Origin of the sequence: Pseudodesulfovibrio thermohalotolerans (genome assembly GCF_021353295.2) — a bacterium.
Classification (GTDB): Bacteria; Desulfobacterota; Desulfovibrionia; order Desulfovibrionales; family Desulfovibrionaceae; genus Pseudodesulfovibrio; species Pseudodesulfovibrio thermohalotolerans.
This window is the reverse complement of record NZ_CP120635.1, coordinates 1,743,313-1,760,258: the sequence shown is the minus strand read 5'-3', so window position 1 is coordinate 1,760,258 and position 16,946 is coordinate 1,743,313. Positions and strand designations below refer to the sequence as shown.

The 16,946-nt window shown below is 59.9% G+C and carries 15 protein-coding genes; 9 read left to right on the top strand and 6 right to left on the bottom strand.

All coding sequences use genetic code 11. The features are described 5' to 3' along the window. Nucleotides 1-2 precede the first annotated feature (2 nt). From LF599_RS08280 to LF599_RS08255, 6 genes are read left to right on the top strand one after another with little or no spacing between them, the layout of a single operon-like run. A complete protein-coding gene (locus tag LF599_RS08280) occupies nucleotides 3-1,301 on the top strand; it encodes an alkaline phosphatase family protein (RefSeq protein WP_279522957.1) in 1,299 nt (432 codons plus the stop codon). Continuing rightward, the gene (locus tag LF599_RS08275; protein WP_279522956.1) at nucleotides 1,302-3,437 is read left to right on the top strand and encodes an ATP-dependent helicase; all 2,136 of its coding nucleotides are present in this window, start codon (nucleotides 1,302-1,304) and stop codon (nucleotides 3,435-3,437) included. A 17-nt stretch (nucleotides 3,438-3,454) separates the two neighbouring features. Beyond that, nucleotides 3,455-4,402: a thiamine-phosphate kinase gene (thiL, locus tag LF599_RS08270; protein ID WP_279522955.1), complete on the top strand. Its 948-nt coding sequence runs from the start codon at nucleotides 3,455-3,457 to the stop codon at nucleotides 4,400-4,402. An 11-nt stretch (nucleotides 4,403-4,413) separates the two neighbouring features. Next, nucleotides 4,414-4,818 (top strand): tRNA (N6-threonylcarbamoyladenosine(37)-N6)-methyltransferase TrmO, encoded by a 405-nt coding sequence (gene tsaA / locus LF599_RS08265; RefSeq protein ID WP_269943203.1) that lies wholly within the window; start codon nucleotides 4,414-4,416, stop codon nucleotides 4,816-4,818. A gap of 4 nt (nucleotides 4,819-4,822) precedes the next feature. Beyond that, nucleotides 4,823-5,689: an alpha/beta fold hydrolase gene (locus LF599_RS08260; protein ID WP_279522954.1), complete on the top strand. Its 867-nt coding sequence runs from the start codon at nucleotides 4,823-4,825 to the stop codon at nucleotides 5,687-5,689. Between the two features lie 10 nt (nucleotides 5,690-5,699). After that, nucleotides 5,700-6,266 carry a chalcone isomerase family protein gene (locus LF599_RS08255; RefSeq protein WP_269943200.1) on the top strand — a complete coding sequence of 189 codons (567 nt, stop codon included), beginning with the start codon at nucleotides 5,700-5,702 and terminating at the stop codon, nucleotides 6,264-6,266. Between the two features lie 3 nt (nucleotides 6,267-6,269). Here the strand turns inward: LF599_RS08255 and LF599_RS08250 are convergent, their stop codons facing one another. From LF599_RS08250 to LF599_RS08230, 5 genes are all read right to left on the bottom strand, one after another. Continuing rightward, nucleotides 6,270-7,061, bottom strand: a complete 792-nt coding sequence (locus tag LF599_RS08250) for a formate dehydrogenase accessory sulfurtransferase FdhD (RefSeq protein ID WP_269943199.1) — start codon at nucleotides 7,059-7,061, stop codon at nucleotides 6,270-6,272. Between the two features lie 4 nt (nucleotides 7,062-7,065). Next, nucleotides 7,066-7,980, bottom strand: coding sequence for a formate dehydrogenase accessory protein FdhE (locus LF599_RS08245; protein ID WP_279522953.1), 915 nt, complete (start codon nucleotides 7,978-7,980; stop codon nucleotides 7,066-7,068). Between the two features lie 82 nt (nucleotides 7,981-8,062). Beyond that, nucleotides 8,063-8,797, bottom strand: a complete 735-nt coding sequence (locus LF599_RS08240) for a 4Fe-4S dicluster domain-containing protein (RefSeq protein WP_269943198.1) — start codon at nucleotides 8,795-8,797, stop codon at nucleotides 8,063-8,065. 11 nt (nucleotides 8,798-8,808) lie between these two features. After that, complete coding sequence (fdnG, locus tag LF599_RS08235; RefSeq protein ID WP_279522952.1) at nucleotides 8,809-11,850, bottom strand: formate dehydrogenase-N subunit alpha; 3,042 nt, start codon at nucleotides 11,848-11,850, stop codon at nucleotides 8,809-8,811. A 151-nt stretch (nucleotides 11,851-12,001) separates the two neighbouring features. Beyond that, on the bottom strand, nucleotides 12,002-12,391 hold the full coding sequence (locus LF599_RS08230) for a winged helix-turn-helix domain-containing protein (RefSeq protein WP_279522951.1): 390 nt from the start codon (nucleotides 12,389-12,391) through the stop codon (nucleotides 12,002-12,004). 525 nt (nucleotides 12,392-12,916) lie between these two features. Here LF599_RS08230 and LF599_RS08225 point away from each other — a divergent pair. After that, nucleotides 12,917-14,194 (top strand): double-cubane-cluster-containing anaerobic reductase, encoded by a 1,278-nt coding sequence (locus LF599_RS08225; protein WP_279522950.1) that lies wholly within the window; start codon nucleotides 12,917-12,919, stop codon nucleotides 14,192-14,194. Then, entirely contained in the window at nucleotides 14,191-14,970 is a 780-nt protein-coding gene (locus LF599_RS08220; RefSeq protein WP_279522949.1) for an acyl-CoA dehydratase activase, read from the top strand. The genes LF599_RS08225 and LF599_RS08220 overlap by 4 nt, the downstream gene beginning before the upstream one ends. 7 nt (nucleotides 14,971-14,977) lie before the next feature. On the opposite strand, the gene LF599_RS08215 is transcribed toward LF599_RS08220, so the two are convergent. Next, entirely contained in the window at nucleotides 14,978-15,550 is a 573-nt protein-coding gene (locus LF599_RS08215; RefSeq protein ID WP_279522948.1) for a DUF2179 domain-containing protein, read from the bottom strand. A 277-nt stretch (nucleotides 15,551-15,827) separates the two neighbouring features. On the opposite strand from LF599_RS08215, the gene LF599_RS08210 reads away from it, so the two are divergent. After that, nucleotides 15,828-16,889 (top strand): IS110 family RNA-guided transposase, encoded by a 1,062-nt coding sequence (locus LF599_RS08210; RefSeq protein ID WP_269942321.1) that lies wholly within the window; start codon nucleotides 15,828-15,830, stop codon nucleotides 16,887-16,889. Nucleotides 16,890-16,946 lie beyond the last annotated feature (57 nt).

Here is a 16,946-nt window from a genome sequence, read left to right as displayed (position 1 = left end):
CCATGTCTCTTTTCCTGTCCTCCACGCCGCGTTCCCGACTGGTCGTCCTGGGTCTCGACGGCCTGCCCCTGAGCCTTGCCCGAACCCTGGGCGCTTCACTGCCCAACGTGCGTCGGCTGGCGGAGAACGCGTGCACGGTCAGGGCCGAACTGCCCGAGCTATCCCCGGTCAACTGGACGAGCTTCTACACCGGGGAAGGCCCGGAGTCGCACGGAATCTTCGGGTTCTCCCACATGGACCCGAGGAGCTACGAGCTTCGCGTCAATCAGGCCACGGACGTGACCGCGCCCACGGTCTTCGACCGCCTCGGGGAACACGGCCTGGTCTCGCGGGTGGTCAACCTGCCCAATACCTATCCGGCCCGCCCCCTGCGCGGGATGCTCGTTGCCGGGTTCGTGGCCCCGGAACTCCGGGGAGCGGCCTATCCGCCATTCCTCGCGGGCAGACTGGCCGACGCCGGGTACAGGCTCGAAGCGGACACCAACCGAGGCCGCAGCGACCTCGCGCACCTGCTAAACGAATTGCGCGCCACCCTCAAGTCCCGCCTGAACGCCCTGGACATGCTCTGGCCCGACCTGTCGTGGGACCTGTTCGTCCATGTCTTCACCGAAACCGACAGGCTCTTTCACTTTTTCATGGATGCGGTGCTCCACGCCAACCACCCTGACCATATGGAGTGCATACGGTTCCTGGCCGACTGGGATCACGCCCTGGGCGAATTCCTGGCGCGCTACGACGCCCTCTCCAGCCCCAAACGGCTGCTGGTCCTGGCGGACCACGGCTTTACCGAACTGAAAACCGAGGTCTGTCTGAACACCTGGCTCATGCGCGCCGGTCTGCTCTCTTTGTCCGGCCCGCCGCACGACGAATGGGACGCCTCGAAGATCACTCCCGAATCCAAGGCATTCGCCCTGGACCCCGGCCGCATCTATCTCCACGACCGAAACAGGTTCTCGCGCGGAAAGGTTGCCCCGCAGGAACGTGAAGGGCTGCTCCAACGTATCGCCGACGGTCTCATGAAGCTCGAACACGAAGGAACGCCCGTCCTGCGGGCCGTGCATCGAAGCCGTGATCTCTATCCGGGAGCGACCTCCGACCAATGCCCGGACCTGATCTGCGAAACCCGCCCCGGATTCGACCTCAAGGCCAAATTCGACCGCCGGGAAATTTTTGGTTTGCATGGACGCACCGGGACACATACGGTGGACGGAGCCATCTTCGCCGACTCGCACGGGGCACGCCCCGACCGTATGAGGGACGTCGGACGCATCATCCTACAACATTTCGACATCACAGAATAAATGAGCATCGACTTCGAACATGAACTGAACGAGGCCCAACGCGAGGCCGTGACCACCACCGAAGGACCGGTGCTGGTCATCGCCGGAGCCGGATCGGGCAAGACCCGCACCATCGTCTACCGACTGGCCAACCTGGTCAGCCAGGGCGTGGACCCGGCCCAAATCCTCCTCCTGACCTTCACCCGCAAGGCCGCGCAGGAAATGCTGGCCCGCGCCGAGACCATCCTCGGCCGCTCCCTGCACGGGACCGCCGGCGGCACCTTCCACTCCTTCGCCTACGCCACCCTGCGCCGCAACGCGGCGGATATCGGCTTCGACAACGGGTTCACCCTCATGGACCGGGCGGATAGCGAGAATGTCTGCAAAGAGGTCAAGGAAACCCTCAAGCTCGGCAAGGGGGACCGCTCGTATCCCAAGAAGGCCACCCTCCTGGACATGATAACCAAGTCCCGCAACAAGGAGCTGACCATCGAGGGAATCATGGAGCGCGAAGCGTACCATCTGAGCCCCTACCTTGAAGACATCCAGCGGATCGCCGACGGCTACGCCAAATTCAAGCGCGAGCACGCCCTGGCGGACTACGACGACCTGCTCTTCCTGCTGGACGAGCTGCTCGCCTCCAACGAGCCGTTGAGGAATCAGCTCCAGTCCCGCTACCGCTACATCATGGTGGACGAATACCAGGACACCAATCTTGTTCAGGCACGCATCGTCAAGCACCTGGCCGGGACGCGCGGCAACGTCATGGCCGTGGGCGACGACGCCCAGTCCATCTACGCATTTCGCGGAGCCAATGTAGCCAATATATTGGAATTTCCCAACATCTTCGAAGGCACCAAGATCATCCGGCTGGAAAAAAACTACCGTTCCGTACAGCCCATCCTGGACCTGACCAACGAAATTCTCAAAGGCGCGACCACCAAATTCGAAAAACACCTCTACTCGGACCTCAAAAGCGAACGCCTGCCGCAGGTCGTCCACCCCTTGAGCGACCAGACCCAGGCGCGCCTTGTGGTGGACCAGATACTCCAACTGGGCCGCAAGCACATGCTGCACGACGTGGCCGTGCTCTTCCGCGCGGGCTACCAGTCCTATCCGCTGGAAGTGGCCCTGACGCGTATCGGCATCGACTACCAGAAGTTCGGAGGCATCCGCTTCCACGAGGCCGCCCACGTCAAGGACGTGCTCTCCTTCATCCGTCTGGTGCTCAATCCCCACGACCTCCTGGCCTGGCAACGCGCCATGGAACACATCAAGGGCGTCGGCCCCAAAACCGTGGCCAAGATATACCAGGCGATGCACTCCGGCGACAGCAAGTACATGGCCAAGATGGTCAAGAAGCATGAACAGTTGAAAGAACTGCTCACCGAACTCGACAGACTGCGCGCCGGCGAGCGGCGGCCTCCCGCCGTGCTGGAGGCGGTACTCGCCTTCTATCAGCCCATTCTCATCGAGAAATACCCGGACGACTATCCCAAACGACAGGCCGGACTCGAACAGCTCAGCCAGATCGCGGCGGGCTACAAGGACATGGAGCAGTTCATCGGCGACCTTTCCCTGGACGGCGACCCGGACGAGGAGAAGCGCAAGGAGAACGCCGTGGTCCTGTCCACGGTCCATTCGGCCAAAGGGCTGGAATGGGCGGCGGTAATCATCATCGACCTGGTGGAAGACCGCTTCCCGTCGCGCAAGGCCATGCAACGGGCCGAGGACCTGGAGGAGGAACGTCGTCTCATGTACGTGGCCTGCACGCGGGCCAAGGAAGAGCTCAAGCTGTTTGTGCCGGGCTCGGTCTACAACAGGGCCAGCGGCATGTCCGATCCGACCCTGCCGAGCCCCTTCGTGCTGGAGCTGCCCGACACGGTCTTCGAACGGGTCAACGAATCCTATGGCGGCGGACTGGAAACGCGCCGCAAAAGCGCCCACTCGGCCTCCGCCTCCACGGTTTCCGGAACGACGCCCAAAGCCGCCGAAACGTCGAGCCCCAAGGTCGCTCCGTCCAAGCTCGGTTTCTGCAAACACAAGATTTTCGGCAAGGGCAAACTCGTCGCCAAACTGGAATCGAACAAATACAGGGTCAACTTCCCCGGCTTCGGCCTCAAGGTCATTATCGGGGACTACCTTGAATTCCTCTGATGGAGTATGAACAGCATATGCGAAGCGAAGAACACTTTCTGGAACTGATCGACCATCATTTCCCCCGCGAGCACGATTTCATCGCCCTGGGCCGGGGCGACGACTGCGCCGTGCTCAAAGGCGGAACCGATTACTGCGTTTCCTCGGACCTCTTTCTTGAAGACGAACACTTCCGGCGCGATTACTTCTCTGCCGCCGACATCGGCTACAAGGCCCTGGCCGTGAACATCAGCGACATCGCCGCAATGGGCGCCAAGCCCGTGGCCTTCACCATGGATCTGATGGCCCCGGCGGACCTGCCGGACGAATTCTGGGACGAATTCCTCAAGTCCATGGCCGGACTGGCCAGACAGAACGACATGGTCCTGGCGGGCGGCGACCTGAGCCGCTCCAGACGCCTCGGCGTGTCCATCTCGGTATTCGGCGCGCCCGGCTCCACCGGATTCATCCGGCGCGGCAACTGCGCCTTCGGCGACATCCTGTTCACCGTGGGCGACATAGGGCTGGCACGAACCGGGCTCATGGCCCTCGAAGCCGAGGGAATCAAGGCCCGCGAAACCCTGCCCGCCGCGGTCATGGCCCACCTGCGGCCCCGGCCCAAGGTCATGATCGGCACCCTGCTCAACGTCGCAGGGGTAACGAGCCTCATGGACCTGTCCGACGGGTTGGCCCGCGACCTGCCCCGACTCCTCGGCCCGGACCTCGGCGCGAATCTGACCATCGCCCCGGAGGCGTTGAACCGCGACGTGCTCTCATGGTGCGATGCCGCCGATCTGGACCCGATGGAATTCGCCGTGCTCGGCGGCGAAGACTATGCCCTGCTCGGCGCGGTCTCCCCCTTCGAGGCGGACAAGGCCAGGACTATGCCCGGCTTCATGGAAATCGGCACCGTGACCAAAGAGCCTGGCCTGATCCTCAACGGAAAGCCGTTCGTCAACCCGGGATTCGACCACTTCAGCCAATAAACGGAGACGACATGGACAAAGAGCTCGCCGTCATCGGCACCATTCAATCGGAGATCAAGGACATCGCCTCGGCCCCCAAGATGGAGGACGAGGCCGGAGCCGTGCGTGCCCGCATTATCATGGACCCGGCATATGCTGAGGGACTGGACGGGCTCGAACCCGGCGCGGCGCTTGAAATCTTCACTTGGTTCCACAAATCCGACAGATCGGTCCTCAAGGTTCATCCCCGTGGCATCAAGGAACGCCCCCTGCGCGGCGTCTTCGCCACCCGTTCCCCGGCCCGGCCCAATCCCATCGGCCTGCACCGCGTGACCCTGGTGGCCATCGAAGCTCCCCTGACCCTGGTAGTGGAACCGCTTGAGGCCATCGACGGCACTCCGGTCATCGACATCAAGCCGAAGCCGAAGGGCAGATAGCGACATGGACTTGTTCGAGGCCGTTGAGACCACCGGCGAGAACCAGGTGGGCGGATGGGTCCGCACCACCGATGGAGTGCGCCTGTGGGTGGAAATCAGAGGCACGGGACGTCCCGTGATTCTGCTCCACGGCTGGACAATGAGCTCCCTGTTCTGGCGTCGCCAGGCCCAACTGGCCGAGTCCTGCCAGGTGGTGACCATCGACTTTCGCGGCCACGGCCGCTCCCAGACAACGCCGCGCGGCCACAACGTACCGCGCTACGCCATGGATGTGCGCGAAGTCGCCTTCGCGCTGGGCCTGAACAGGGCCGTGCTTCTGGGCTGGTCCATGGGCGGCTCAGTGGCCCTCGACTATTGGCGGCAATACGGCGCGGACAGGTTGTCCGGCCTCGGGCTGGTGGAAACCGGCCCGTATCCCATGTCTGCCGCGCCATGGAACGTGCACAAGTGCCGGGACCACAACGAAGAGGCCATGCGCCGGGACCTTGCCGCCATGAAGGCGGACCGAAAGGGATTCGCCGCCAGGTTCATCAACGCCATGTTCCTGTCGGGACAGGCCCCGGAACACGCCTTGCACTGGATGACCGCCGAACAACTCAAGACCGACCCCGAAACGGCCGCCGCCATTTATGAAGATTACGCCAGACGGGACACCACCCCCCTGCTGCCCACGGTGACTCTGCCCGCGATGGTGGTCTACGGCCGCTCCCTGCATATGTGCTGCGGGCTTTCCACCGGCCGGTTCGTGGCGGGTTCCCTGCCCGGATCGCGCTTCGTCATCCTGGACAGAAGTGGGCACATGCCGTTCTATGAACAGCCCGAAGAATTCAACCTGACCGTGTCCCGGTTCCTGGAGACCCTGGACGCTTGAGGAGACGCCCATGAGACATCTTGTTTCCGCCGCCGTCCTGGTCGCGGTCCTGCTTTGCCTGAGCCCGTCCTTTGCGGCCGAATTGGCCGGAGTGACCCTGCCCGACACCGAGAACGCAAATGCGCGGGAACTTGTCCTCAACGGCATCGCCCTGCGCGAGAAATTCTTTGTCGACGTCTATGTCGCCGGGCTGTACCTGCCCGAGAAATCGAACGCCCCCGAGGCCATTCTCAACAACGATGAGTCAAGAGTAATGGTTATGCGATTCCTGCGCGATGTAGACGCCCAGGCCATAAACGAAGCCTGGATCGAAGGTCTTGAGGCCAACGTCGAAAACGCCGCCCCGGAACTCAGGAAGAAATTCGATGAACTGGCCGGCATGATGACCGACATGAAGGAAGGCCAGGAGATGCGCTTCATCTACACCAACGCCGTCGGCACAGACGTCATGGTTGCGGGACAGGTCACAGGGACCATCCCGGGCAAGGACTTCGCCGACGCCATCCTGTCCACCTGGATCGGCCCGAAGCCCGGCCCCGGGGCATCCTTCAAACGGCAAATCCTCGGCGAGAAGTAACCGTCAGCAAAAACGCCACCCGTTGGCGTAGACGTTGAACGAATTCCCCTTGATGCGCCCCACCAGGCTCAGGTTGTTGCGCTCGGCAAAGGTAATGGCCGAACTGGTGGCGGCGGAGAACCCGCACAATACAGGGATGTTGGCCGTGGTTGCCTTCATGGCCAGCTCCAGGGCCAACCTGGACGAGAGCATGGCAATGGTCACGGTCTCCAGGGTCCCTTCGTTCAGGGACCGCCCCACGGCCTTGTCGAAAGCGTTGTGACGCCCGACGTCCTCTCCGTAGGAAATCAACTCCCCATCTTTGGAGAACAGGGCCGCAGCATGGGTGGACCCGGTGTTCTTGAACAGGCTCTGCCGCCGTTCGAAGACCTCCTTCAGCCTAAAGAGCAGTTCGGGCGCGATATGCACGGGCCTGGGCGACGGATAGATACGCCGCACGACGCTCGGCGTATTGAGGACCACATCCACCCGCGCCGTCCCGTGGTAAGAGAAGGCGATGCTCAGAATATCCTCCGGGCACATGACCATGGCCCGGGAGAACAGATAGCCCGCCACAAGGTTCATGTCGTCCCCGGGCGTCCGGGCCAGAACGGCCTCCTGCTGTCCGTTGACGGTCAGCCGGATGTCCGCTTCCTCGGCGATGCTGTCCTTTTTGAAGGCCAGCTCACCGTCGGCATACCGCTGGATGGTCACCGGGCAGGCCAACTGTATGGGCCGATTGCCGGTCTCGCGGACGGGCCGCTCGGTTTCGGCCGGGCCGCTCACGGCCCTGAGGTGCGAGGTGGACGCGGTCATGCACCTACTCCAGACTGTTCCACAGGGTCGAGGTAATGGGGCTCAGATCATGCTCACGGGCAAAGATGTCCAGATGAATGAGCCCGATCTGAACAGCGTCCAGATCCGGCTTGGGATCGCACTCGCGCATATCGATATTCAGACAGTACTTGCCGCACTTATGACACGCCTCGATGCGCTCGTACTTCACGTCGTCCATATAAAACACTTCACGCGACTCGTTCTCGTCATTGCCGCAGGACGGGCAGGCGTTGCGCTTGTAGCGCCAGTCGTGGCCGCACAGCGAACAATGCAGGAACTTCTTGCCCCCGCCGCCGACCAATTGATCCAGTTCGGTGACTTCCTTGGGGGAAAGTTGGGAAATGGAGGGCGCGGAGCCGCAGACGGGACAATAACCTTCGTCCCAGGAGAGTTTGGAAAGGGGCTCGCCCAAGGCATCGGTCAACGCACACAAAACAGGCGAGAAAACGGTCTCTGAAATATACAGCAGCGTGGTATACGGTGTTATGTCGAGCTGTACGGAGGTATTCTCAAAGTGTTTCCAATTACCTTCGATCCGAGCCTGGGCAAGCCCTGCAATCTTGTCGGGATCACCCATGAAGGCTTCGAGATTGCTCCACGCCTTCTCATCCGGCTTGAACACGTCGAAAAGCAGGGGCAACAGAGCCGCCGCCGACTTCTTCAAGCTTTCAGCCCAGGGGGAGAAATCAGCGTCGACCAGAATGGGCACGCCCTGATTGGCGCGTGCCGTATCGATCACGGGCACGACCTGCCCCGTGGAGGCGAATTCCTCGCGCAACCGGGCCTTTTCCACAAAAAGCGGACCGAATGTATCGGCCAGCTCGATATACGCGGGCACGCGTTTCTTGATGGCATCGAGAGTCGTCGCCACAGCCTTCTGGTCGGAAACCGTTTTCATGGAGCGCTCCATACTCCGCCCCGCTTCGGGCCGGGACGTCCATAGGCGGACGTCCCGGCCTCTGCGGAGAGGTTGTTTCAGGTTAAGCCTTCATGGCCTTGAAGGGTCTTGCCAGCGTGGCAAGGAACTGCTTCTTCGACATGGGGCCGACATTGGCCTCGGCAACCGCGAAGTCATGATAGTTCGCGGGCTCGTCGGTGAGCAGGTAGATGACGTTGACGTCTTCGGGGTCGGCCAGCATGGCCTTGGGCCATTTCTTCTTCAGGGCGGCGAGGCGCTGCTTGCCGAGAGCGAGCATCTCCTCACGTTCGCCGAAGTTCATGGTCCCGGTGGGACAGACCTTGACGCACGCAGGGAGCATCCCCGCATGGACGCGGTCGTTGCACATGGTGCACTTGGACAGCATCCCGGTCGTCTCGTTGCGCCGGGGGATGTTGTACGGGCACGCCTCGCGGACCTCTTCGGCCTGTTCCTTGGAGAAGCCCTTGGTCTTTTCGGTGAAAAGGACCGCGCCGGTCTTCTCGTCCTTGACGATGGCCTCCTCGATGTACACGTCGCCCAGTTCCTTGCACGGAGGGACTTCGCAGTGGCGGCACTGATCCGGGAAGAAGTTCCAACGGACCACGCCGTCTTCGAGGTGTTCGCTGAAGCGAACAAGTTTGTAGTTGTTGGGATTCAGGTCCTGCGGGTTCTGATGACTGCCCCAATGATACTGGGTCGTCTTGTTGGCGGGCAGTTCATGCCACTCCTTGCAGGCTATCTGACAGCCGCGGCACGCGGTGCAGCGGGAAGTGTCTATCAAGAATGACTTAGGCATGTCGCATCTCCTTAAGTTGCCAGCTCTGTGAGCTTGTCGGCCTTGCGAATGTTCACGCAGCAGGCTTTGTACTCGGGAATGGTGGTGTTCGGATCACCCACCGAAGGCGTCAGCCTGTTGGTGGCGTCACCACTGCCCGGAGTCGTCCAGCCAAAGCAGAACGGCATACCGATTTCATGGATGATGCGTCCATGGACCTTGAGCGGCCTCATGCGGATCGTGACCATCGCGATGGCCTCGACCTTTCCGCGGACGGATTCGATGATTACGCCGTCGCCGTTCTTGATGCCCTTTTCCTGCGCCAGCTCCGGGCTCATCTCGACGTACTGCTGGGGCTCGGCCTCAAGCAGGTTCGGGATGTTCCGGGTCTCGCCGCCGCCGCACCAGTGCTCGGTCAGGCTGTAGGTGGTCAGCACGATCGGATAGTTGGGATCGGCGGGCTTGGCCAGCTTGTCCATGTTGGAGGAGACGAACTTGTACACCGGGCTGTTCAACTGCTTGGAGAACTTGTTCGAATCCACCGGGGTCTCGACCGGCTCGTAGTGCTCGGAGAACGGACCGTCCTGACGGCCGGGGCCGTAGATCTGGCCGAAACCGTGCTTGGACATGATGAACGGGTAGCGGCCCTTGCCGGAGGAAACGGGCGGCCATCCGCCATCGGGGATGTCGCCGATCCACTTGCCGTCCTTCCACTCGATGACGGCCTTGGCCGGGTTGTACGGCTTGCCGTTCAGGTCGACGGAGGCACGGTTGTACAGGATGCGGCGGTTGACCGGCCAACACCAGGCCCAGTTGGGGAACAGGCCGATCTTCGCCTGCATCTGGGTCTGCTTGGTGCTGCGGCGCTTGGCCTTGTTGCCGTCCTCCTCGGTGTAGCTGCCCGCGTACAACCAGTTCAGACTCATGGTCGAGCCGTCATCCTTGAGCGCGGTGAAGGAAGGCACCTGCTGGCCCTTCTTGTACTGCTTGTTGCCGACCTTGGCGTCCTGGGTGAAACGGCCGTTGATGCGGGCGCACAGGTCGTCCGGATCGTAGGTCTTGGGGTAATCAAGCCAAGTCACGGACTCGGGCAGCTTGCCGCCCTCCTTCGCATACAGGGCCTGTAACCGGGACATGAATCCGCAGAACATGTCGCCGAAGGGACGCGCTTCAAAGGCGGGTTTGACGGCCTGGTAGTGCCAGAGCATCCAGCGGCCGGAGTTGGTCACCGAACCTTCCTTCTCCAGCCGGTGGGCCGAAGGCAGGAGGAATACTTCCGTTTTGACCGTCTTGGGGTCCACGCCCGGACGGTGCCAGTTGTCAGTGGTCTCGGAGTGATGAAGCTCCGAAGTAACCAGCCATTCCAGGTTGTCCAGGGCCTTGCGGACCTTGTTGGTGTTGGGCACGGAGTTCATGGGGTTCAGGCCGATAATGATGCCGCCCCGAATCTTGCCCTGGTACATCCGGTCGAAGAGGAACATGTAGGAATAGTCCTCGCCCTTTTCGATCTTCGGAAGCAGTTCGTAACAGAAGCCGTTTTCCTTGCTGGCGTGATCGCCGTACCAGGCCTTGAGCAGGCTGGCGAAGTACTTGGGCTTGTGCTGCCACCAGTTGGCGGACATGGGATCATTGCTCACCGGGGTGTTGCCCTTGATGTATTGATCGTAGGTCTGCCAACCGCTGTGCGGCATGGCCATGTAACCCGGGATGATGTGGTACAGCAGGGTGTGGTCGGTGGAACCCTGGACGTTCGGTTCGCCGCGCAAGGCGTTGATGCCGCCGCCCGCGACGCCGATATTGCCGAGCAGCAACTGGATGATGGCTGCGGAACGAATGTTCTGCACGCCGACAGTGTGCTGCGTCCAACCCAGAGCGTACATAACGGTTCCGGCCTTGTCGGGCTTGCCGGTGGCCGCAAAGGCCTCGTACACCTTGAGCAGATTTTCCTTGGACACGCCGGTGGTGGCGGAGACGGTATCCAGGTCGTAGCGGGAATAATGTTGTTTGAGAAGCTGGAACACGCAACGGGGATTCTTCATGCTGGTGTCGCGAACGGGAACGCCGTTCTTGTCAGTCGCAAAGCCCCACTTGCTCTTGTCATAGGATCGGGTCTTCTCGTCATAGCCGGTGAAGAGGCCGTCCTTGAACCCGTAGTCCTTGCCCACGACCAGAGCGGCGTTGGTGTAATTCGCCACGTACTCCTTGAAGTACTTCTCATTGTCGACGATGTACTTGATCATGCCGCCCAGGAAGGCGATATCCGTGCCGGACCTGAGGGGGACATGGAAATCCGACCGCGCGGAAGTGCGGGAGAACTTCGGGTCCACATGCATGACAGTGGCGCCCTTGTCCTTGGCCTGCAACACCCACTTGAACGAAATCGGATGATGTTCGGCAGCATTACTGCCCATTATGAGGATTGAATCGGCATTCTTGATGTCGATCCAGTGGTTGGTCATCGCACCGCGTCCGAACGACTCTCCCAGAGCCGCAACTGTGGCGCTGTGTCAGATACGTGCCTGGTGGTCCATATGGACGACACCCAGGCCGCGCATGGCTTGATGCGCGATGGCACATTCCTCGTTGCCCGCATGGGAGGTGCCCAGCAGGAACATGGATTCCAGGCGATTAACCGTTTCGCCCTTGCCGTTTTTGAGAATGAGATCCTTGTCGCGGGTGTCCTTGATGCGGCGCGCGATGCGGTCCAGCATCCAGTCCCAGCTCTTTTCTTCCCACTTGTCGCTGAACGGAGCGCGGTACAGAGGCTTCTGCAACCGATGGTGGCTCGTGGTCATGCTGAACATGGCCGCGCCCTTGGCGCACAGTGCTCCTTCGTTGATGGGGTAGTCAGGGTCGCCCTCGGCGTTAACGAGCTTTCCGTCCTTGACGTACCCGATGACGTGACAGCTCACCGAACAGAACGGACAGACCGTCACAACCTCTTTAGCACCGGATATCTTGATCTCCGCTGCGTAGGCCTTGATCGGCGTCAGGCTGACACCGAGCTGCCCGAGGGTGAGACACGCCGCTCCGGAGCCTGCGAGCTTCATGAAGCTTCGGCGGTCGAGTTTCATACCTAATGGCCTCCTTAGATCTATGCCGGAATCCGTAGACCTGCCCGGCAGTTGCTTCCCCGCGCGAAATGCCCAGGTACCGTCACAATAGCATAAAGTCCAATTAATTCAATATGTTATATTTAGCACATTGAAAGATACAAGATTCCGCTCATTTGTACTGATCAAGGGAAAAAGGCAATAATTCATGGCTTTTGGAGAGTGCGAAGGCTTCGACCTCCCGAAACCACTTGTCATAGCACTTGGCGATGGATCTTCCGTAGGTTGTCAGGTGGTATCCGGCCCGTCGGTTGGAGGCCCGTTCGATAAGTTTTTGGCCTATCAATTCCTCGGTGGTCTTGATCTTGCCCCAGGCCCCGCGATAGGACATGCCCAAAGCTTCGGCGGCCGCCTTGAGAGAACCCCGCTCCTCCACGCATTTAAGCAATTGCAGGCGGCCCAGGCCAAAGAGGACTCCGTCCTCGGTCTCGAACCACAAATGCATCCGCATGATGGGATTGCTCTTTCCATCGTTGTTTTTTATCGTTCCGGCATCAAGCATGGACTCCCCCCCCTGCGAGCGTTGAGGCGATCGGTGTCCGGCGACATGAACCGCATCGGATTGCGCCGGTCCATTCCCCGGCTTTGACGCGAAGCGCCAAGGCGGGGCATGTCGGAAGCGGGCCTTGAAAACAACCAATTTTCAAGAATCTCCCTACTCGCTATTATGCTCGACAAGACATAACTCAACCTAAGAGACTCACGTTCCCCTCACAACAAAAATGCGACTGCACAAAGATTTGACACCGTCTACCAGATAACCACCCAAAATAACAAATTTAATTTTTCAGATAAAATTCAAAAACATCTCAAGAATACCACTGCGAAAACAATTTCCCAGCTAATTCATCCAGTTAGAAAGAAACCATAATTCTGTTGTTTATTGAAAATAATGGTGCCAAATCTTTGTACAGTATGTTTTTCTGTCGCAACTATCTTTCTATCGATAGAAAATTACACTGTAATAAATTTACCTTCTCAATAGCTAGTCACCCCAAAAATCAACATCCAGCCAATGGAGACGGTCATGTCAGATACCGGCCACCACGCAATGTGGGAAAAACTGAATATGGACCTGGAAGCCCACGACGGCCTCCTCGAAGTACTCGGCAAATTCTACGGCGACATTTTCCTGTCCCAGGAGAACAGGTTGACAGGGGCGGAGTATCTTGATTTCGTTCTCTCCGAGGTACATGGACTGCGCATCCGCGAGCTTCAGGACGCCAAGGCGGAGGGACGCAAGGTAATCGGCTCCTTCTGCGTATTCGTACCGGAAGAAATAACCTTGGCCGCAGACGCCATTCACGTGGGACTTTGCGCCGGGGCCGAAGCGGGCAGCGATCTGGCCGAGCAGCTCGTACCGCGCAACACCTGCGCCCTCATCAAATCGTTCATCGGCTTCAAAATGGCCAAACTGTGCCCCTACATCGAATCCTCGGACATGATCGTCGGCGAGACCACCTGCGACGGCAAGAAAAAGGCCTACGAGGCGTTCAACGAGATCGCGCCAACCTATGTGATGGAAGTGCCGCAGACCAAATCGACGGCGGCCCGCGACCTCTGGAAAGCCGAGGTCGTCCGCTACATGAAGGCTGTCGAGGAAATGACCGGGTGCACCATCACCGCCGAGAAGCTCAAGGAAGGCATCCTGATCGCCAACGGCAAACGGCGCGCCCTGCAACGGCTCACGGCCCTGCGCGCGGCCTCCCCCGCCCCCATTTCCGGACGCGACGCCCTGCTGGTAAATCAAATCAGCTTCTACGACGACCCGGTCCGATTCACGGCAAAGATCAACGAACTGTGCGACGAGCTGGAGGAACGCATTGCGGCGGGCGGCGGCGTGGCTCCGGCCGACACGCCCAGGCTCCTGCTTTCCGGCTGTCCCATGGCCGTACCCAACTGGAAGCTTCCCTACGTGGTGGAAAGCTCGGGCGCGGTCATCGTTGGAGAGGAATCCTGCATCGGCACCCGCAATTCACGGGATCTGGTGGACGAATCGGGCGAAACCCTGGAAGCGATGATCGACGCCATTGCCGACCGATACATGAAGATCGACTGTGCCTGCTTCACCCCCAACGACGAGCGCCTGGACAACATCGAGGACCTGGCCAAAAGGCTGAATGCGGACGGCGTCATCCATTACAGCCTGCTCTTCTGCCAGCCCTACACCCACGAAGCCCTCAAGGTAGACAAGGCGTTGCAGGCCGCGGGGATTCCCATGCTTTCCATCGAAACGGATTACTCCATGGAAGACGTGGAACAGCTCAAGACGCGCGTGGAGGCGTTCGTGGAGACCCTTGCATGATATTGGGATTGGACATCGGGTCGCGCTCCATTGAGCTGGTCGGCCTGATCGGCGGTGAGGTGGTGTTGTCGAGGAAACTCCCCACTACCTTCTCCCCCCTGGATCAATGTTCCAGACTACTGGATGGATTGCGCCCCGCCTCCTTGGTCGGGACCGGCTACGGGCGCAATCTCATCCAGCGGCTGGCCCTGGATTGTGAATGCTCGACCATCACCGAGATCAAGGCCCATGCCTTGGGCGCGGCGCACCTCTTTCCCGAAGCGGGTACCGTGCTCGACATAGGCGGACAGGACACAAAGGCCATGTCCCTGGTGGATGGCCGGGTGCTGAAATTCGAGATGAACGATCGATGCGCGGCCGGGACGGGCAAATTCCTGGAATACACGGCCGGGGTCTTCCAGATTCCGGTGGAGGAGTTCGGGCCCTACGCCCTCAAAGGGGAAAATCCACCCGAAATAAGCTCCATCTGCACGGTCTTCGCCGAAACCGAGGCTACCTCGCTCATGGCTCGCGGTGAAAGCCCCGAAGCCATCGCGCTTGGCCTGCACAAGGCCATCGTCAAGCGCACCGCCAACATGCTCCGCCGGGTGGGGCTCAAATTTCCCATGGTCTTCACCGGAGGCGTGGCAAACAACCCCTGTGTGCTCAGGCTGCTCGCCCAAGCCGTAAATGGCGAAATCGGACGGGACATCCTCATTCCGGACAACCCAGACCACATGGGCGCGCTCGGAGCTGCCCTGCACCGCCATAACGGTAATGCGGCCCGCGTCGCGTAACCGAGGATCAGAACTGGGGAACCAGACGACGGATGGGCCGCAGGAACCTGTCCATGCGGCTAGCTGTCGGACTCGGCACCTCGCTGGCGCCGCCCGCGGTCTCGAAGGTATAGAATAAATCGGGGTCGATCCTGCGCGCCTCGGCCAATACCCGCTTCATGTCCTTGCGCTTGCAGACCACGAACTGAACCGAGACCGCCCCATGGCAGCCTTCTCCGGCCACCGTGGTAATCATGAAACCGGCCCGGCGAACCGCATGGGCGATCTCCGCCCCTCCACCCGCGCTGATGAGACGCACGACCACATTGCCCAGAGCCAGCTTTTTCTCGGCCATGATGCCCACCACGTTGCCGCAAGCGAACCCGACGGCGTAGCATACGCCCAAGATCGGCTCGTCACCGACCTTAAGCATGACGGCCGAAGTCCCGAACACCCACAGGGTCATCTCCAGGCAACCAAGATAAAACGCCGCCCTGGATTCCCCCAGCACGGTGACCATGGTGCGAACCGTGCCGATGGTCAGCACCAGCACTTCGGCAAGGAAGACGAGCCCCCCGAGAAACAGGACATCCAAAGACATGTTTTTCACCCCTCAAAGAAAAATGGAGAGCGTCCTCTAAAAGCGATTATCCACTGCGTCAAGCGAAAAAAACGCAGTCGGAAACAATGTAACAAACAGAGGTTCCAGGCCCATTGGGCGCGATTTCCGGCGATGCCCGCCACCCTCTTTCTTTGGATTCGCCAACTGACCGTGAAGATTGAAAGAGCACCTGGCCGGACAAAAGAAATACCATGTCGGCACTCCCAAGTTTTGCTGGTAACAGTACCAGTGAACCCCAAAACCAAGGGAGGCCGACATGGCAAAGCTCAAAGTATCATCTGTTCATCGGTTTGTTGAAGCGTTTTCCGGCGAGAAGGTATGGATAGGAGTGGACGTCCATAAGCTGAGTTTCAGCGTGGCTTTGCTCAGACCTGATGGTGCCGTGAAGGACTGGACTTGTCCGGCTGATGCAACAGCACTCACCCGGCTTGTCATGTCATTACCTGTTGAGGTTGGCGCGGTTTGCTATGAATCTGGACCGACTGGCTTTGAGTTGGCCAGGAGCCTCGAAGCAGAAGGTGTTACGGTTGTCGTTGCTGCGCCAAGCCGAATCCCGCGCCCCATCACCGCTACCAACAAGACCGACAGCCTGGACTGCCGCAAACTGGCCGAACTGGCAGCCTCCGGCCTGATCAGACCAATCGCCATTCCTTCCGTTGAAGCTGAAGCCTTCCGTGCTCTTGAGCGTCGAAGGCATCAGCTCACCGACTCTCTTCGTCGAGCTAAACAACGGATTCGTTCACTTCTTCTTTATCTTGGAGCGCAGGAGCCTGCCGATCTGGACCATTGGAGCAAGGCTGCCATACTCACACTTCATCAGGTGGAACTTCCTTCGGGGGCAAAAGAGACTCTTGAAAGCTTGCTCGATGAACTGGAGTACTTCGCTTGTGCACAACGCAAAGTGGATCAGCGTTTGCGAATAAGCATCCGGGAACAAGACGAGGCAAGACGTATTGCCGCCATGAGGTCCGTTCCCGGCGTTGGCGAAGTCGTGGCCACGACTTTTGCGGCAGAGGTTTACCGCCCGGAACGTTTCAATCGCAGCGAAGAGGTGACAGCTTACCTGGGCCTTGCGCCAGTGATGCGGCAAAGTGGAGGCAGCAAGGGTAAGGCAACACTTCGCCCGGTCGGTCAAAAGCGATTACGAAGTTTACTGATTGAAGCAGCTTGGGTGTGGAAGCAGCGAGATGAGTGGGCCAGGGAGTTCTACAACCGAATTTATAGCCGACATGGTGTGGCACAAAAAGCAATAGCTGCGCTTGCTCGTAAATTGGCCGCGCTTTTGTGGAAGCTCAGCTTACCTGTAACGCAGTCGTGAACAAAGATCGCGGCGGGGCTTTGGTGGCGTAGACCACGAAAATAGAAATGGCGATCT

Coding starts and splice junctions, on each gene's coding strand:
- LF599_RS08280 (WP_279522957.1), top strand. CDS start 3: ATGTCTCTTTTCCTGTCCTCCACGCCGCGTTCCCGACTGGTCGTCCTG.
- LF599_RS08275 (WP_279522956.1), top strand. CDS start 1,302: ATGAGCATCGACTTCGAACATGAACTGAACGAGGCCCAACGCGAGGCC.
- thiL (WP_279522955.1), top strand. CDS start 3,455: ATGCGAAGCGAAGAACACTTTCTGGAACTGATCGACCATCATTTCCCC.
- tsaA (WP_269943203.1), top strand. CDS start 4,414: ATGGACAAAGAGCTCGCCGTCATCGGCACCATTCAATCGGAGATCAAG.
- LF599_RS08260 (WP_279522954.1), top strand. CDS start 4,823: ATGGACTTGTTCGAGGCCGTTGAGACCACCGGCGAGAACCAGGTGGGC.
- LF599_RS08255 (WP_269943200.1), top strand. CDS start 5,700: ATGAGACATCTTGTTTCCGCCGCCGTCCTGGTCGCGGTCCTGCTTTGC.
- LF599_RS08250 (WP_269943199.1), bottom strand. CDS start 7,061: ATGACCGCGTCCACCTCGCACCTCAGGGCCGTGAGCGGCCCGGCCGAA.
- LF599_RS08245 (WP_279522953.1), bottom strand. CDS start 7,980: ATGAAAACGGTTTCCGACCAGAAGGCTGTGGCGACGACTCTCGATGCC.
- LF599_RS08240 (WP_269943198.1), bottom strand. CDS start 8,797: ATGCCTAAGTCATTCTTGATAGACACTTCCCGCTGCACCGCGTGCCGC.
- LF599_RS08230 (WP_279522951.1), bottom strand. CDS start 12,391: ATGCTTGATGCCGGAACGATAAAAAACAACGATGGAAAGAGCAATCCC.
- LF599_RS08225 (WP_279522950.1), top strand. CDS start 12,917: ATGTCAGATACCGGCCACCACGCAATGTGGGAAAAACTGAATATGGAC.
- LF599_RS08220 (WP_279522949.1), top strand. CDS start 14,191: ATGATATTGGGATTGGACATCGGGTCGCGCTCCATTGAGCTGGTCGGC.
- LF599_RS08215 (WP_279522948.1), bottom strand. CDS start 15,550: ATGTCTTTGGATGTCCTGTTTCTCGGGGGGCTCGTCTTCCTTGCCGAA.
- LF599_RS08210 (WP_269942321.1), top strand. CDS start 15,828: ATGGCAAAGCTCAAAGTATCATCTGTTCATCGGTTTGTTGAAGCGTTT.